The organism is Streptomyces nanhaiensis, assembly GCF_046614825.1.
Lineage (GTDB): Bacteria > Actinomycetota > Actinomycetes > Streptomycetales > Streptomycetaceae > Streptomyces > Streptomyces radiopugnans.
Genome location: NZ_JBKJFM010000039.1, coordinates 12,399 through 28,225, shown reverse-complemented (window position 1 = coordinate 28,225; position 15,827 = coordinate 12,399). Strand labels below are relative to the sequence as shown.

Genomic DNA, 15,827 nt, shown 5'->3' with positions numbered 1-15,827 from the left:
CTTGCCGTACCTGCTCTCCTGTACGGGGATTCCGGTGACGTGCGTCTCCCCGGTGCCGGGCCCCCACGCCGCGGGAGGGAAACCCGAGAGAGCGCACGTACTCGCGCATCTCGGCGTCGGTGAGGTGGTCGCGGACGTTGCCGACCTCCACCTCGACATGCAGCGGCTCGGGGGGATCCGCATACAGGACCCGTGTGACGGCTCTGAGGAAACACGGCCCCGACTGCCCACCCACGATGACGTCGGCCGCGATCCGCATGGTCCTGGCCGGACGGCCGTCCGGGCCTCGCCGGAAGAGTTCCTTGGGACCGCCTCGGCGGGCGTGGTCGGCCAAGGTCTGCCCGGTGGGTTCCCGGATCAGCCGACCCAGCAGGTCCACTGCTTCGAGCAGGTTCGACTTCACGGAGGCGTTGGCTCCCAGCAGCACCACGAACGGTTGCAGATCGAGGACGAAGCCTTCGAAGGACTTGTATCCGTCGATCTCGATGCGAGTGATCACCCCGAACCCGCAGTCGCGCATCAGCCGTCAACCTGCTCGGCGGGCCGGTCTTCGTTGCTGCTCCGGGGTTGGACAGGGACTCCGGACACGCCCTGGTCTGTCTGCCCGCTCCCGTCCGCCGGCTCCTCCCTGTCGGCTGTCACGGCCTCCTCGCCGTCCTTGACGACCAGCGGTTCGGCGGCGTCCACGCGCATCGCCGGGCCGTCGTCCAGTTCCAGCACCATGGCGAGTCCGCCCAGCGGCGAACGCTCGCCCCTGACACTGCGGACCGTCTTCCACAGCCCCCAGAACCTGACCTGCTGCCCGGCCTGGACCGTCACCGCCGCGATCTCCCTCTCGACGGGCACGGCCACGAGGTCCGGGGCCTTCAACTCGGCCCACACCGTCTTCCCGATCCCGCACGCGCGCCTCCGTACGCCCCAGCGGTGGGCCAGCGACTCCACGAGCAGCAGACCGCGCCCGCCCGTCTCGTCCGCGTCGGGCTTGCGCAACCTGGGCCAACCGTTCCCCGCGTCGCTCACCTCCAGCCGCAGCAGACCGTCCGACCGCGAGTGCGCGATCCGCACCCCCACCTGCCGGTCGTTCGGCACGCGCACACGTACGGCGTTGGTGACCAGCTCCGACAGCACCAGCTCCGCCGTCTCCAGCACGTCCTGTCCGACCCCCCACTCCCCGAGCACCGCCCCCAGCAGTGCCCGCGCTCTGGGCACGCTGCTACGACGGCGGGACAGCCGGAAGGTGACGTGATGCGGTGCGGCCATGGCAGCTCCCAGGGAGTCGATGCTCGACCGGAGTCCCTTGCGGAAGCGGCCAGTTGGCCGTGGGACTCCGGCGTCCATGGCCAGCAGAATGAAGGCGGATCAAGCGCACTTGCAACGTTTCCAGTAGGGATGATGTCGATGTTCCCTCTTTCGGATTAATACCATTCCCTGAAGCCTGTTGCTCTGCTAAACGTGTCGACATGCTTGCGAAGAGCAACACCCTGAACCCGTCCACCGTTCTCGGCCGCCAACTCGGAGACGAGCTGCGCCGCTTGAGGGAGGCGGCAGGACTGACGACCGTCCAGGCCGCCGAGGCTCTCGACTGCACCAAGGGCAAGATCAGCCGAATCGAGAACGGCCGGGTTGCGGTCCGGCTTCCGGACCTGACCGCCATGCTGCACGCTTACGAGGTGTCCGACCCCGACACCCGCGAGCGACTGGCCGCCCTGGCGCGCAAGGCCAACCGCCGCCGCAGGCAGGGATGGTGGAACCAGTACAGCTCCGTTCTCGCGGACACCTACCGCGACTACATCTCGCTGGAGACCATGGCGGACTCCATCCGCACTTTCCAGGCGCAGCTTGTGCCGGGGCTGCTCCAGACACCCGAGTACATCCGGGCCGTGACGGTGGCCTCACAGCAGTGGCAGAAGGCGGACGAGATCGAGAAGTTCGTGCGGGTACGCCTCGCTCGTCAGGAGAGGCTGACCGGCGAATCCCCGCTCCGTCTCTGGGCCGTCGTCTCGGAAGCCGTGCTCCTCCAGCAGGTTGGCGGTCCGGAGGTCATGAAGGCACAGCTACAACACCTTCTGGACACCTCCGAACGTCCCAACGTGACTGTCCAAGTGCTGCCGTTCTCCCGTGGAGCCCATGCGAGTATGTTCGGCCCGTACGTGGTGCTGGGTTTCCCCGAAGAGGGGGCGCTCGACGTGGTGTTGGCGGACAACCCGACCGGCTCCATGTGGCTTGAGCGTGAGGCGGAGGTCTCCCGATACCGGGACCTGTTCGACGCCGCGCGCACATCGGCGCTCTCTCCGGTGGAGTCCCGTGCCGTCATCCACCGCAGGGCCAAGGAGCACAGAGCATGAAGAACGCACGCCACAGCACTCCGGACCTGTCGGGCGCGACGTGGCGCAGCAGTACACACAGCGGCGGCAACAACGAGTGCGTCGAGGTGGCGGACGACGTACCCGGCATAGTCCCCGTCCGCGACAGCAAGCGCCCCACCGGCCCCGTCCTCGGCATCGGCCCGGCCGCCTGGGCCGCCTTCCTCGACCACCTGCGCTGAGCCGGCCGGTCCTCCCGGGCGGTCCCGCCCGGGAGGACCGGCTCGCTCGGCCGACCGTGAACGGTATGGCCTCCCTCGTCGTCCAGGGGTACATACGTGTTCACACAGGTCAGGGCAGTAGTCCGTCTGTCATCTACGTGAAGTAGGTGGCGGGGAGCGTTACGGTCGTGACGCTTCCTGGCCGCGTCCGACTACCTGATTGACGGGCTTGTCGGGGTCGTGGTGCGGCCGCGCCACGACCCCGACAAGCGGATGGCAGTGCCCCGGTAGGGGTCGCTGTAGTCATCACAGCGGCCACTCACATCCCAGCGCGCCGGTGACGAGCCACCGGCCCAGGTGTAGTGATGCCCTACCGCCTCGCGCGCTCCAGTTCTGCGCCACTCAGATCCGTGCCGGACAGGTCCACGCCAGTCAGGTCCGCACCACTCAGATCCGCGCCGGTCAGGAAGGCACCGGACAGGTCCGCGCCGGACAGGTCCGCGCCGGTCAGGAAGGCGTCGAACAGGTCCACGCCGGACAGCTCCGCGTTGATCAGGGTTACGTTGGTCAGGTTCGCGCCGGTCAGGTGCGCGCCGCGCAGGTTCGCGCCGGTCAGGTCCGCGCCGCGCAGGTCCGCTTCGACCAGAACCGCGTCGGACAGATCCGCTTTGCGCAGGTCCGCGCTTTTCAGGTCCGCACCCTGCAGGTCTGCGCCCTGCAGGTCTATCAGGGCGGTGCTGTCATGGGCGGAATCCCGACTGCCGAGTGCGGTGAGAGCTGCCTGGACGTCATTGGCGAGCTTCTCGTCGGGAATATCTGTTCCCACCTGGACGCCGTTGGCTGGGTTCTCAGAACCGTCTGCGCTTTTTTCCGGTTTCTCGGCGTGATTGCTGATGTAGGCGGAGAGGACATTGATGATGGAGGGCTGGTCGCGGGGGGAGTCCTCCATGATGCGCTGCAGGGCGTAGATGCCGCCCAGACGTACCTCCAGGGCGTCGTCTCCGATGTTGCCGACGGCGGCGTTGTAGCGGTCGGTGACCTGCCCCTCGCGGGTGAGGGCGTGTTCGTCGTCGACCTGCTGGATCGACAGCCAGGTGAAGACGATCACGGCGAGGGTGCCCAGGGCGGCCAGGGTGCCCGCGGCCTGCTGGACGCGCGTCCACCGGTCCGTCGGCGCGGCGGCGACCGGCTGCCGGGCGGCGGGAGACACGGGGGCGGGGGCTCGGCGGCGTCTGCCCGATGGGCGGGACCCGATCGGGGCGGGCGCGCGGCGGGGCGCGGTGCGGGTGCGGCGGCGGGCGACGCGCTGCAGACGGGCGGCACGACCGGAGCGGCGGGGCGATGTGGCGGCCATGAATACATTGATAGGGGCGGCAGGCAGCCGGTGCGCCCGGTGTTGCGAAGCTGTAGCAGTGCGTGAGCGAACGGGGGTGGAGGTCGCCGCCCGGCCGTACCTGGCGGACCGCCCTTCCCCGGGAGCCGTTCACCCCTCCGCCCACAGCATGGAGGCGAGCACGGCGACCTCCACCGCAGCCGGTGCGGCATACCGTGGCTCACATGGCCGACATGCCTCGACACCCCCGGATACGTGTGAGGCACGTACAAAGCAAAGGCACATGCCTCACGTACCTGAAGCCCTCCGGCAACCCCAGGTGACACAGCCCGAGACCACCGAACCCGAACCGCGCGGCAGGTCGGGGGAGTTCATGGACGCCGCCCGGGCCGGACAGCCGTTCGCCGTCACCCGCGACGACCACGGGACCGGCGAGCCGGTCCCGTGGCGGCGGCGCAGGCGGTCCCACCTGCCCTGGGACCCGGGCGTTGTCGAAGGACGTGCCGACCGGGTCAGGATGCCCGGGCGCCGGATGTCCGGCCGCGACGGCTCCGCCCTCCCGCGAAAGCGCGTCCCGCTTCCTCATGACGGCCGCTGTCAGTGGCCGCTGCGATGATCGCCGCACGCCAACGCGAGGAGATCGACATGGGAACCTGGGACCTCGGCCCCTTCGAGAACGACACGGCCGCGGACTTCGCCGGCGCCCTGGACGGGACGGCCCCGGACGAACGCGAGAGCCTCGTGCGCACGACGCTCGGCCGAGCCGTCCGGGCCCGCGGCTACCTCGACGGCTCGGAGGGCGAGAAGGCCGTCGCGGCCGCCGCGCTCGTCGCGGCGCAGTGCCCGGGCGGTGAGCCGGTCAGCGAGTACTACGGGCCCAAGGAGGCCCTTCCCGCTTTCTCCGGCGACCTTCGGCCGCTTGCCGTCGAAGCGCTCGACCGGGTGGTCGCCGAGGAGTCCGAGCTCGCCGAACTCTGGGCCGAGACGAACAGCGGCCCGCAGTGGCGGGAGGGCATCGGCCGCCTCCGCGCCGTCCTCGCGCCCGAATCCGGTCCCCGGGAGGAAGCACCGCACGGCGCCTGACCGGTGCCCCGGTGCCAGGGGTCGCGGAACGTGGGCCGGAACCACGCACGGCCCCGGTCCCTTCCCCCGGCGGATACGCCCCGCCCCGGCAGGGACCGCCGGGGACCGGCTCAGGTGAGCTGGCGGAGCAGGGTGACGAACTGGCGCAGTTCCTCGGTCTTGCCCGGCGGCAGCGGTTCGGGGTCGAAGTGGGCGATCTTGTTGCGGATGCCGCGCACCCGGTCGAGCTGGCGGACGAACTCGTCGCGGTCCACCACCCTGTCCCAGCCGAGCGCCGCCCAGTTGCGGTCGGCGGCGGCGCAGGCCGCCTCCTTGCGGGCGCCGTGCTTGTTGCGCTGGTCGCCGTCGAGGAGCTTGACGTAGTCGCCGAACATCAGGTCCGTGATCCGGCCGGTCTTCTCCCGCATCTGGACGGCCTTGACGGCCTCGGCGGGGATCTTCGGGCCCAGGCACCTGCGCAGCCGGTACTCGATCTCGCCGACGAGGAAGAACGGGCGCGCGGTGTCGTCGAAGCGCTCGGTGATGTCCGCCGCCGTGACGATGCCGGTGACCGTTCCGTCGTTCTCCCGCACCAGCACGTAGCCGTACTCCCGGATGGTGGGCAGCAGGGAGAAGAACTCCTGGTAGGTCTGGGCGACCGGCGGGTCGGGCTCGACGGCGTTGTCCAGCTCCGGGTCCTTCCCCGTGGCGAGGAGCATGGCGACCGAGCGCCAGGTGACGACGCCCTTCAGGACGGAGTCGCCGTCCAGGACGGGCACCTGCGAGTAGTCCTTGGTCTGCATCAGGTACATCGCCTGGGTGAGCTTGTCGCCGGGGGCGACGCGCTCGACGCCGCGGCGCGCGGCCGGGATGTCGCCGATGGTGAAGGGCTGCTGGGGCAGCGCGCCCCAGGGCAGGCCCTCGTCCTCCTCCCCGGCCTCGCTGTCGGGAGCCGTCCCCGACGCGGACTGGAGGAACACCACCCGGAACTCCTCCCGCAGCCGGCGGGAGGCGAAGTCCGGGTCCGTCGTCAGACCGGCGTCCTTGAGGGCCTGGGTGATGTGCAGGACGGTCTGGTCGTCGCGCGTGCGCACGCCGAAGACCTCCAGCAGGCCGGAGACCGTGAGCGTCCGGCCGCCGAGGCCGCGCAGCTCCTCCTCCGAGGGGGTGTGGGGCACCGCGTTCACCGGCCCTGCGCCTCACGGAAGACGGTCTGCTTGCCCATGGCCGACTTCACCAGCTCCAGGAGCTGCTTGGCGCGGCTGTCGTAGAAGCGCTCGAAGTCGCCCTCGTGGAGGGCGGCGGGGTCGATGAGATGGGTGGCGAGCACGTCGTCGAACCACTCCGGGCGCATGCCCGACTCCTGCACCAGCGTCTTCAGGTAAGCGGGCGGGGCGCCCACCATGCTGCGGCCGGCCCGCAGGGACAAGGGGGTCTTGTTGACGATCGAGTTGACGCGGCGGGCGTAGTCGGGGGCGTTCTTCTCGACCCAGTTGCGGGGGAAGATGCGCCGCACGTCCACGTTCTGCTCCACCATGCGGGCCGGGGTCAGCGGCGACTCGGTGAAGTACCAGTCCACCGCGCCCTGCTTGACCAGCAGGGCGTAGACGCCGTTGTAGGCGGCGCTGTTGCGCGTGGCCAGGCTGTCCAGGCGGTCGTCGAGGAAGACCGCCTCGGCCACCGTGTCGGGGGCGGGGGCGTCCGCGTCGCGGATCCAGGCGATGAGCTGCTCCACGTCGCGCGGGAAGCGGCTCTCGACACCGCCGCCGTACATCTCGCCGAGCACCCCGCACCAGTACCACCGGTCGATGCGCTCCCCGGCGCCGGGGGTGTCCGTCTCGTCGCCGACGATGGCCCGCACGGCGGCCAGCGGGACGAGCTGGGTGCGGTAGGGCAGGTCGGTGGTGCGGACGATGGCCTGCCGCTCCAGGAAGGCGCCCACCCAGTGGAAGGCGTCGGCCAGGCGGGGCGCCAGGCGGTCGAAGTCGGCCAGGGGCAGGTCCAGCAGGTCGCGGCGCTTGCAGGAGACCGCGGCGCGCGGCTCCTCCTGCTTGCGCTCCCAGGTGCGCACCAGGGCGACGGCCTGGAGGAAGTCGCTGCTGCTCAGGCCGTCCTCGACGCCGGCCTCCATGCGGCCGAAGACGGGGTGGGCGGAGGTCAGCTTCCGCTTGATCGCGTGCCACACGTCCGGCAGGCGGTAGTAGTCGCCGTGCCCGGCCTTGTACCCCTGGTCGCCGGCGTAGGTGGCGGTGAGGAGCTCGAAGACGTTGAGGGGGACGCCGCCGGTGTTGACGCGCTCGAAGACGGCGCAGACCGCGTCCATGGTGGTGGAGGCCGCGAGCTTGATCATCGGCACCTGGAAGGACTTCACGTTGTTGAGGACGTTCTCCTCGAACTGCGTCCAGCGGTCCCAGTTCTCGTCGGCGATCCCGACGAAGATCCTCTTCCAGGCGTTGACCTTCTGGGTGTCGAACACCAGGTGGATCGGGAAGTGGCCGGCCGCGCACTCCAGCTCGGGCGTGGTCAGGTCGACCGTCTCCCGGCGGGGGAAGCCCGTCTTCAGCATCCGGTCCTCGGGGACGGAGACCACCGCCTCGTCGCGCTCGGAGGGCGCGCCGATCGCCTTGGCTATGTCGACGTAGTACCAGCGCCTGAGCTGCTTGCCGCGGGTGTCCACCGTCTCGACCGGGTCGCCGCGGTGCAGGGCCTGGAAGAGGGAGGTCATGCGCTGCTGGCCGTCCAGCAGGAGCAGGTCCGGCACCTTCTCCCCCATGCCCTCGGCCCCCTTGAGGGCGCGGGCCTTGAAGGGGGACTTGCCGCCGGTCTCCAGGGCCATCACCACGCCGAGCGGGTAGTCGAGCGTCACGGTGGCGATGAGCGCCCGGATGCGCTCGTCGTCCCACTTCCAGTCGCGCTGGAAGTCGGGGAGCTGAAGGACCCCGGAGGCGACGTCCCTGAGGACGTCCTTGAGCTTCGGACTGTCGAGCGCCACGCCGTCTCTTCCCCACGTTCGGCCGGATTGTTCAAAAGACAATTGCAACAAGGGGTTTGACGAAGCGTCAAAAGATCCCTTCGCTTCCGCCGGCACGCCGCAGGGATCCGGCCAGGGCGCGGGAGGCGGTACGCGGGGGGCCGTCGGCAGAGCCCGTGCTCTCCGGCCCCGGGGAACCCGGTGCTCAGGGGGTTACGGGAGGAACGCCCGGTTCGCCGGAGCGCCGCCCGCCCGGCGCACGGCGGGGCCGGGCATCCGGCGCGTTTTCGCCCCACGGCCCGGGCGCCGGACGGGAGGAAGTCCGCTCCGGCGCGGGCACAGCTCCGGAGTACTCATTCAAGCCGGGGCACGGCGGACTCCACGGAGTCGACGAACTTGATCATTTCTGTGTGGTAGGTGCTCTTGGCCGGATCGGGGAAGCGGACGCTGTGCCGGTAGTAGCGGTGGAAAGCGATGATGAGAGCCGCGTGCTCGATCTCCATGGGCAGCGCGGCGGTGTCCGCGTCCGTCAGCGGCACGATCCGCCGGTAGCCGGTGACGAGAGCTTCCAGGCGCTCCGGAACGAGGATTCCGCCCTCCTGGGCCAGCCCTACGGCCGCCATGCCGAGGTCGAGGAGGGGGTCATCGAGCGAGATGGTCTCCCAGTCCAGAACGGTCAGGCGGTCGTCCTCGCCCACGATGATGTTGTCGTCGAAGAGGTCCCCGTGCACGACCGTCCTGGGACGGTCGCTCTTGGCCTCCGCGCTGCGGATTCGGTCCAGCCGGCCGGTGAGCCAGTCGGCGAAGCCGGTGTCGGCGAACTGCGGGATGAGAGAGCGGTGATGGTCTGACAGCCTGCGAGTTCCGACGGGGATGTCATCGAGCCCCGGGGACCGGGGGGAGAGCGTGTGAAGCCGGGCGAGAACGCGTCCGGCCTCCGGGAGGAGCGGAGTCGGCAGCGGCTGCTTCACCATCCCCTCGACCCACTTCTTGAGGATGACCGGACGGCCGCCGAGCCGAGCGGTCAGTGCTCCGTCGGAGGCGGGGACGATCTCGGTGGTCGGCACCCCCAGGCGGAAGACGGCCTGGGTATGTGCGGCCAGACGCCGGGCGCTGGGCAGGTCGTGGTTGTCGAGGATGGTCAGGACGTATGTACCGGAGGTACTGATCAGTTTGAAGCTGGAGTTCGCCGCGCCCCCTGTCAGGGGCTCCAGCCGGGGCTGATCCAGCCCGTAGCTCCGGGCGACGGCGGGCAGGTCGATCTGGTCCAGTGTGGTGTACTTCGCCACCCGTTCTACTCTCCTCTGGTCGTGGCGGTTTCCCGGCGGCGGTCCTCGACGATGGCCGTCCAGCGGGCCCGGACCTGCGCCCGCCCGTCCAGCCAGCGCGCCTGGGGCAGGCCGGACGGGGGCTCCTCCCCCGTCATGAGGTGGGACAGTTCCGCCAGGTACGCGAATTCCTCGCCGCGTACGCACTCTTCCAGCCGGGCGCGCGCCTCGGCCAGCAGTTCGGGTGAGCCGAGGACCGCCGCGTGCAGGCACGCGGCGAACCGGGCGTAGGCGGCCGAGGATGTCAGTCCGGCCTCGCGCGCCCGCGCGGCGGCCTCCTCCGCCCGCTGCGGCAGGTCGGGGGCGACGCCCGCGTCCCGTACGAGGGCGGCGATCCGGGTCTGGATCTCCGCCCACCGGATCGACACCCCCTCCAGCATCTCCTCGGCGCGGGCGATCTGCTCGGCGGCGCGGGGGCGGTCCTGGAAAGCGGCGGCGAAGGCCAGGCACGCCTGGGAGAGCGCTGCCTCACCCGGCTGGCCGAGCCTCAGCGCCTCGTCGCGCGCTGCGGCGTACGAGGAGCAGGCCAGGGCGGTGTTCCCCTGGGTCCACCACAGATCGCCCAGGACCCGGTCGCGGCGGCCCTCCGCTCCAAGGCTCTCGGCGGCCTCCCGCACCTGGGGGAAGCGACCCACTCGGCGGGCCAGGTGTACCAGGCCGCGTGCGGCGGTGGGGGCGAGCCGTCCCGCGGAGTCGGCGACCTGCCTCATCCCCTCCAGGGAGCGGTCGAAGTTCCCCAGATCCCGGTCGCACTCGGCGAGGAAGTACCTGGGCAGTTCGAGCAGCGGCTTGGGCAGCCGTCCGGAGTCCAGTACCGCGCGCAGCCGCTCGGCGGTCAGGCCGCGGTGCTGCCTCTGGCGCCGGGCGATGGCGGACAGTGCCGTGGCCAGCGCCTCGGCCGCGCTCCCGATCGCGTCCGGGTCCGCTCCGGCCTCCGGGGAGCCGGGGATCTCGACGGGTTCCCAGACGAAGTCGTCGACGTAGCGGAAGGCCGCGTCCGTCAGCCACCCCAGTTCCAGATCGTGATCGCGCGCCAGGCGCATGCCCTGCCGCAGAGCGGCCACCAGGCGGGTGCGGTCTCCCGCCGCCTCGCGGCCGAGGGCGTCGAAGGTGCGCTGCGCGGCCCGCCGCCAGTCGGCCGCGCTCCAGCGGTCCTCGCTGGTGGAGTCGGCTTCCCGGACCGCTTCCCGGACCAGTTCGTGAATCCGGTACGGCCAGGGCGCGCCCGGATCGTTGTCCACGAACGGCCGCTCGACCAGTTCCAGCGCGGGGGCGTCGTGGTCGAGTCCGGCGGCGGCCGAGGCCAGTTGCACGGAGAAGGAGTCCAGCAGGCTCACCGCGCGCAGTACGTGCCGCACGCTCGGGCTCAGGTCGCGGAAGGTCCGCGCGACCAGGGCGGGGAAGTCGAGGTTGAACTCGCTCGGCTGCGGTGCCCGTCCGTACCGCCGGTACAGGTCCAGGAAGCGCATCACCGCGAGGTCTAAATACAACGGCAGACCATGGGAGTTGGCGGTCACCAGATGCCGGGTCCGCTCGTCCATCAGCGGGCGGCCGTCGACGGTGAGCCGTTCGCGCAGGTACCTCTCGCAGTCCTCCGCCGACAGGTACCCCACGGTGTGCTGGCGCGGCTCCTCGCTCGCGCCGCCCGCGAGCTGGGGCCAGAAGTGCGCTCCTGCCCAGTCGAGTTGGCCTTCGAGTTTCGGGTCGTCCCACTGGAGGCGGTTTCGGCCGGTGACGACGAACAGCACGTTGGGCATGAGCCACACCACTCGCTGGATCAGTCTCTCCAGATCGCGGTGGACGCGGTCGCCGACGTCCTCGAAGGTGTCCAGCAGGACCACCGGTGTCGCCCGGTGCTTTTCCGGCACCCTGCTCAGGTCCCACGCCAGCAGGTGGGCGTAGTAGCTGAGCGCCTCCAGGTCCGCGTCGGCCTCCAGCAGGTCGGCCAGCCGCCTGCACTCGGCCAGCGACCGCACCTGGTGCCGGCGTTCCCGCAGTGCCCGTACCAGTGAGCGCATCCCCTGGCCGACCAGCGCGCCCGCCGTGCCGGGCAGCGCCACCGCCTGCGCCACGTCGGCCAGGGCCGATTGCATCTGCCCCGACATCGTCCGCGTGCCGGGGAAGCGGCTGAACCAGGTGCGGCGCCGCAGGTACTCGTCCAGCGGTTCGCCGGGGTGGTTGCGCTCCCAGTAGCGCTGGAGGGCGATGTCGAACGTCGGCATGGGCTGCCCGAGTTCTGCGGCGGCCAGCCGGAGCGCCAGCATCAGCGACTCGAAGTCCCCGCCCGAGTCGCGGGACAGGTCCACCCGGACCGGCACCACCCGGCCCACATACGGATCGAGCGGAGGCCAGTCGCCCCGGCCTCCCTCGCCGTCCGCCAGGTGCTCGGCGATGCCGCGCGACAGCGTGGACTTGCCGATGCCGCCCACCCCGTAGAAGACGAGCACGTTGCGGCGTGGGGACTCCAGGTCCTCCACGTCGAACCCGGGCTCCCGCACCCGTCGGGCGTGCCGTATCAGGCTCTCCGCCACCGTGTCCCACTCGTCCCGCCGGTCGGCGAAGAAGTCGACCGCCCTCACCTCATGGTCGTTGGACCGGAACAGCGCCCGCAGATCCGACCGAGACACCCAGACACCCCCGATTCGCGTGTTCTCCGATCACCCAAGCGCATCAGGGTGCTGACCGCCAGTCAAGCGGTGGTCACTCTCCGGGCGGAGCCGGGGGCGCCGAGGGCGCTCTCACGTCACCGCACGCCCCTTCGTCTGCCGACTCGGACCCGGCGGGGACCGCCGTTCACCACCAGTAGGCGGGGTAGCGGGTGGCGGGGCGCAGGCGGCCGGTGGCGGTGCCGACGGCGACCAGGAGCGCGGAGGCGGCGGCCAGCAGGGCGAGGAAGGCCGCCGGGCCGGGCGACTGGGCCACGACGATCACGGCGGTGGCGGCGGCGGGCGAGTGGGGTGTGCGGGCCAGCGCCATCACGCCGAGCGCGAGGCCGCCCGCGATCCCGGCTCCCCAGGGGGAGCTTCCGGCCACCGCCAGGACGGCGAACCCGGTGAGCGCGGAGAGCAGTTGACCGCCGATGACGCTGCGCGGCTGGGCCAGGGGCAGGGCGGGGGCGCCGAAGACCAGGGCGGCGCTGGCCGCGAGCGGGGGGATCAGCCAGACCTGGTCCAGCCAGGCGCCGACGGCCACCAGCAGGACGAGTGCGGCGACCGATCCGGCGGTGGCCACGGCGACGGTGAGGAGGGGCGGGCGCGCGGGGGCCCGGCTGCTCAGCCGCCCGGGCGCGGCGGGCGGTTCCGGCCGTGGGGCCGGCTGGGAGGCCGTGGGCTGTGGTGCCGGTGCGGTGCGCAGTGGCGGTTCTGCTGTCACGAGGACCTCCGGACGCCTGCCGATTGCTAATGGGTCAGATCGCTTTTCATCCATTAGGTGAGGAGCATGGCATCATCGTCGGCGAGGCGGCAACCCGGTTCGGCGAGGGGGCGGTTGAGACGGAGAGCGGGACGAGGCCCCGGCCCCCGCTGAGCGGGGAGCCGCTGGCGCTGGAGCTGGTGAACACCACGTTCGTCCACGGCGGGCTGCGCGGCGTCCCGGTGGACGCACTGACCACTCCGGCGGAGCTGGACCTCTGGCTGGAGGAGCACGCCGAGGCGCTCCCACGGGAACCGGCCCGGCAGGCCTCCGGCCCGGCGACGGCTTCTCATCTGGCGGGCTTCCGGCGGCTGCGCGAGGCGCTGAGGGAGCTGAGCCGCGCCTGTGTCGCCGAGGAGCCCTACGGCGAGCGGGCGGTCGCCGTGGTGAACCGGGCCGCGCGGCTCGCCGTGAGCTGGCCCGAGATCGGGGACGGAGCAGCGGACGGAGCAGCGGACGGCGGCCCGGTGGTGCGCTGGGCCGAGGCCGATCCCCGTCTGGTCATGCTGGGCGCGGTGGCCGTCTCCGGCGTGGAACTGCTGGCGGGGCCGGGGCGGCGCGACGTACGCGCCTGCGCGGCCCCGGGCTGCGTCCTGTACTTCGTCAGGACCCACCGGCGCCGGGAGTGGTGCACTCCGGCCTGCGGCAACCGGGTACGGGTCGCGCGCCACAACAGGCAGCGGCGCGCCTGATCCGCCGGCGCACCGGCACCACCGCCCCGCTAGGCCCTGTCTGACAAATAGCGCTGTCCGCCCGAAGGGCGGGCTCCGCGGTGTCCGGTGCGTGCGATCGCAAGGCGGAGGAGGAGAGCGCAGCGTGCTGCGCCGACGATCGACAACGCAGCGAGCGTGCGTGCCAGACACCGCGGAGCAGGCGGGATTTGCCAGACAGGGCCTAGGGCTCCTCGCGGCGGCGGGTGCGGGCGTAGTGGCGTGAGGCCTTGGCGCGGTTGCCGCAGCCGGACATCGAGCACCAGCGGCGGGTGCCGTTCCTGGAGACGTCGTAGAAGTGCAGGACGCACTCGTCGTTGGCGCAGGCCCGGATGCGGTCGGGGGCGGCGCCCACCAGGCGCAGGTAGTCGTCGGCGGCCAGCCAGGCCGCCAGCCAGGCGGGGTCGTCGGTCTCGGCCCGCTCGGCCGGTCCGCCGGGGCCGAGGCTGCGCAGGACGCGCCCCCGCGCCAGGACGGCGTTGAGCCCTTCCCGGGCCCGTGCGTCGCCGGGGTCGGCGACGACGGCCTGAAGCGCCTCGCGGGCGGTGAGGGCGGCGGCCAGGGCGGCCGGGGTGGCGCCGGTCCTCTCCAGCAGGCCGTGACCGGCCAGCCACACGCCGAACCCTTCGAGACCGTCCAGCAGGTCGTGCCGGACGCCGTTGTCGACCCACCGGGTGTTGAGCAGGTCCAGGCTGAGCGGTTCGCCCAGGAGCGGCCTGGGGTCGGCGCCCGCCGCCCCGGCCGGCGGACCCGCGTCTTCCGCACCGGCACCCATACGCGTCCTTCCGTCGGCTGTTCGCCCCCCCAGCCTAACCGGCTATCGCCGAATAGGGAGTTGCCACCTCCACACCTAACCCTTAAAGTCACTTTCAACGGTTAGCCCGGGATGGCCCCGGGCTCCGCGCTGGAGGTGCTCCGCCATGTCCGCAACCGCCGCAACCGCCGCCCCCGCCGCACTGCAGACCGGACACATCGGTCTGAACGTCACCGATCTGGACCGTTCGCTGGACTTCTACCGGAAGGTCTTCGGCTTCGAGGTCCAGGGAGAGGGCCGCGAGCCCGGCCGCGCCTTCGCCTTCCTCGGCCGCGAGGGCCGCCTGATGGTGACCCTGTGGCAGCAGGGCGAGGGCGAGTACGCACCGGGCCTGCCCGGCCTGCACCACCTGTCCTTCCAGGTGGAGACGGTCGAGGAGGTGCGCGCGGCCGAGGAGGTGCTGCGCGGCCTGGGAGCCGGGTTCAAGTACGACGGCGTCGTCCCCCACGGCGAGGGCGCGGCCTCGGGCGGGATCTTCTTCACCGACCCCGACGGCGTCCGGCTGGAGATCTACGCCCCGACCGGGGCCGACTCCGCCGCGGCCCCCGTGGCCTCCGCCCCCACCTGCGGCTTCTTCTGAGCCGCCACCGCACGCCCGGGGCGGCCGCCGTCCAGCGCCGCCCCGGGCGGCGGCCGCCGCCCGGCCGCCCTGCCCCCGTTACGTCCCGCCCCGCCGCACGTCCCGAGGAGTGACCACCGTGACCAGCCCCTACCACCGCGGCGAGCGCGAGGCCCAGGAACGCGCGGGCCTGCGGAGGAAGGCCGAGATCTCCGGGCGCGCGATCCGCGGCACCGTGCCGCCCGTCGCGGCCGCCTTCCTCACCGAGCAGCGCCTGCTGGTCGCCGGGGCCGCCGACGACAGCGGGGACCTGTGGGCCACCGTGCTGACCGGTCCCGCCGGATTCCTGCGCGCCCCGGACGAGCGCAGCCTGTTCATCGCGGCCGGTCCGGCGCCGGCCGACCCCCTGTCGGCAGTGCTGGAGCGACCGGCCCGGCTGGGGATGCTCGCCATCGACACCGCCACCCGGCGGCGGATGCGGATGAACGGCACGGCGCACCCGCGGGACGGCGGGTTCCTCGTCCACCTCGACCAGGTGGTCGCCAACTGCCCCAAGTACATCCAGAGGCGCACCCCGCCGGAGCCCGGCTGCGGCCCGCCGCCGCGGCCGTCCCGGGCCCGCAGGAGCGACCGCCTCGACGACGCTCAGCGGCGCCTGCTCGCCGCCGCCGACACCTTCTTCATCGCCACCGCCGACGAGCACGGCCGCGCCGACGCGTCCCACCGCGGCGGCGACCCCGGCTTCCTCCAGGTCCTGTCGCCCACCCGGCTGCGCTGGCCCGACTACACGGGCAACGCGATGTTCCTGACCCTGGGGAACCTGCTGGTCAACCCCAGGGCGGGCCTGGTGGTCCCGGACTACGCGACCGGCGCCACCGTCCACCTCACCGGCACCGCGCGGACCGTCTGGGACGCGGGACGCGCCGGGGGCCCGGGGGACGCGGAGACCGGCCGCGCGGTCGAGTTCACCGTCACCGGCGTCGCCGAGCTACCCGGCACCCTGCCCGCCGGCTGGAGTCCGCCCGAGATGTCGCGCTTCAACCCTCCCGTGCAGCGGGCCGGGGCGCCGCGGGACGGGACGCCGGAGGCCGGGGCGCCGCGGGCGGCCTGACGCA

At 72.0% G+C, this 15,827-nt stretch carries 14 protein-coding genes; 6 read left to right on the top strand and 8 right to left on the bottom strand.

Features of this window, described 5'->3' with window-relative positions; all coding sequences use genetic code 11:
* Positions 1 to 519: 519 nt before the first annotated feature.
* Entirely contained in the window at positions 520 to 1,260 is a 741-nt protein-coding gene (locus ACLIYP_RS11955) for an ATP-binding protein (RefSeq protein WP_412713115.1), read from the bottom strand.
* Between the two features lie 200 nt (positions 1,261 to 1,460).
* Between ACLIYP_RS11955 and ACLIYP_RS11950 the strand changes: the two genes are divergently transcribed.
* Complete coding sequence (locus ACLIYP_RS11950; protein ID WP_412713114.1) at positions 1,461 to 2,345, top strand: helix-turn-helix domain-containing protein; 885 nt, start codon at positions 1,461 to 1,463, stop codon at positions 2,343 to 2,345.
* Entirely contained in the window at positions 2,342 to 2,545 is a 204-nt protein-coding gene (locus tag ACLIYP_RS11945) for a DUF397 domain-containing protein (protein ID WP_412713113.1), read from the top strand. Before ACLIYP_RS11950 ends, ACLIYP_RS11945 begins: the two co-directional genes overlap by 4 nt.
* Positions 2,546 to 2,894: 349 nt before the next feature.
* Here the strand turns inward: ACLIYP_RS11945 and ACLIYP_RS11940 are convergent, their stop codons facing one another.
* On the bottom strand, positions 2,895 to 3,734 hold the full coding sequence (locus tag ACLIYP_RS11940; RefSeq protein WP_412713112.1) for a pentapeptide repeat-containing protein: 840 nt from the start codon (positions 3,732 to 3,734) through the stop codon (positions 2,895 to 2,897).
* Between the two features lie 768 nt (positions 3,735 to 4,502).
* Between ACLIYP_RS11940 and ACLIYP_RS11935 the strand changes: the two genes are divergently transcribed.
* The gene (locus ACLIYP_RS11935) at positions 4,503 to 4,940 is read left to right on the top strand and encodes a DUF4259 domain-containing protein (protein ID WP_412713111.1); all 438 of its coding nucleotides are present in this window, start codon (positions 4,503 to 4,505) and stop codon (positions 4,938 to 4,940) included.
* 110 nt (positions 4,941 to 5,050) lie between these two features.
* Here ACLIYP_RS11935 and ACLIYP_RS11930 read toward each other — a convergent pair whose 3' ends face one another.
* The 5 genes from ACLIYP_RS11930 to ACLIYP_RS11910 all read right to left on the bottom strand — a co-directional run bounded on the left by ACLIYP_RS11930 (position 5,051) and on the right by ACLIYP_RS11910 (position 12,590).
* Positions 5,051 to 6,106 carry a CBS domain-containing protein gene (locus tag ACLIYP_RS11930; protein WP_412713110.1) on the bottom strand — a complete coding sequence of 352 codons (1,056 nt, stop codon included), beginning with the start codon at positions 6,104 to 6,106 and terminating at the stop codon, positions 5,051 to 5,053.
* Entirely contained in the window at positions 6,103 to 7,911 is a 1,809-nt protein-coding gene (locus ACLIYP_RS11925; protein WP_412713109.1) for a GmrSD restriction endonuclease domain-containing protein, read from the bottom strand. Before ACLIYP_RS11925 ends, ACLIYP_RS11930 begins: the two co-directional genes overlap by 4 nt.
* A 332-nt stretch (positions 7,912 to 8,243) precedes the next feature.
* Positions 8,244 to 9,179 carry a phosphotransferase gene (locus ACLIYP_RS11920; protein ID WP_412713108.1) on the bottom strand — a complete coding sequence of 312 codons (936 nt, stop codon included), beginning with the start codon at positions 9,177 to 9,179 and terminating at the stop codon, positions 8,244 to 8,246.
* A gap of 5 nt (positions 9,180 to 9,184) precedes the next feature.
* Complete coding sequence (locus ACLIYP_RS11915; RefSeq protein ID WP_412713107.1) at positions 9,185 to 11,845, bottom strand: ATP/GTP-binding protein; 2,661 nt, start codon at positions 11,843 to 11,845, stop codon at positions 9,185 to 9,187.
* A gap of 166 nt (positions 11,846 to 12,011) precedes the next feature.
* Complete coding sequence (locus ACLIYP_RS11910; protein ID WP_412713106.1) at positions 12,012 to 12,590, bottom strand: HPP family protein; 579 nt, start codon at positions 12,588 to 12,590, stop codon at positions 12,012 to 12,014.
* 29 nt (positions 12,591 to 12,619) lie between these two features.
* Between ACLIYP_RS11910 and ACLIYP_RS11905 the strand changes: the two genes are divergently transcribed.
* The gene (locus ACLIYP_RS11905; protein WP_412713105.1) at positions 12,620 to 13,321 is read left to right on the top strand and encodes a CGNR zinc finger domain-containing protein; all 702 of its coding nucleotides are present in this window, start codon (positions 12,620 to 12,622) and stop codon (positions 13,319 to 13,321) included.
* A 202-nt stretch (positions 13,322 to 13,523) separates the two neighbouring features.
* Here the strand turns inward: ACLIYP_RS11905 and ACLIYP_RS11900 are convergent, their stop codons facing one another.
* Positions 13,524 to 14,114 carry a CGNR zinc finger domain-containing protein gene (locus ACLIYP_RS11900; RefSeq protein ID WP_412713104.1) on the bottom strand — a complete coding sequence of 197 codons (591 nt, stop codon included), beginning with the start codon at positions 14,112 to 14,114 and terminating at the stop codon, positions 13,524 to 13,526.
* Between the two features lie 145 nt (positions 14,115 to 14,259).
* Here ACLIYP_RS11900 and ACLIYP_RS11895 point away from each other — a divergent pair, with 145 nt between their 5' ends.
* Positions 14,260 to 14,733: a VOC family protein gene (locus ACLIYP_RS11895; RefSeq protein WP_412713103.1), complete on the top strand. Its 474-nt coding sequence runs from the start codon at positions 14,260 to 14,262 to the stop codon at positions 14,731 to 14,733.
* 118 nt (positions 14,734 to 14,851) lie between these two features.
* Positions 14,852 to 15,823 carry a pyridoxamine 5'-phosphate oxidase family protein gene (locus ACLIYP_RS11890; RefSeq protein WP_412713102.1) on the top strand — a complete coding sequence of 324 codons (972 nt, stop codon included), beginning with the start codon at positions 14,852 to 14,854 and terminating at the stop codon, positions 15,821 to 15,823.
* Positions 15,824 to 15,827: the final 4 nt, after the last annotated feature.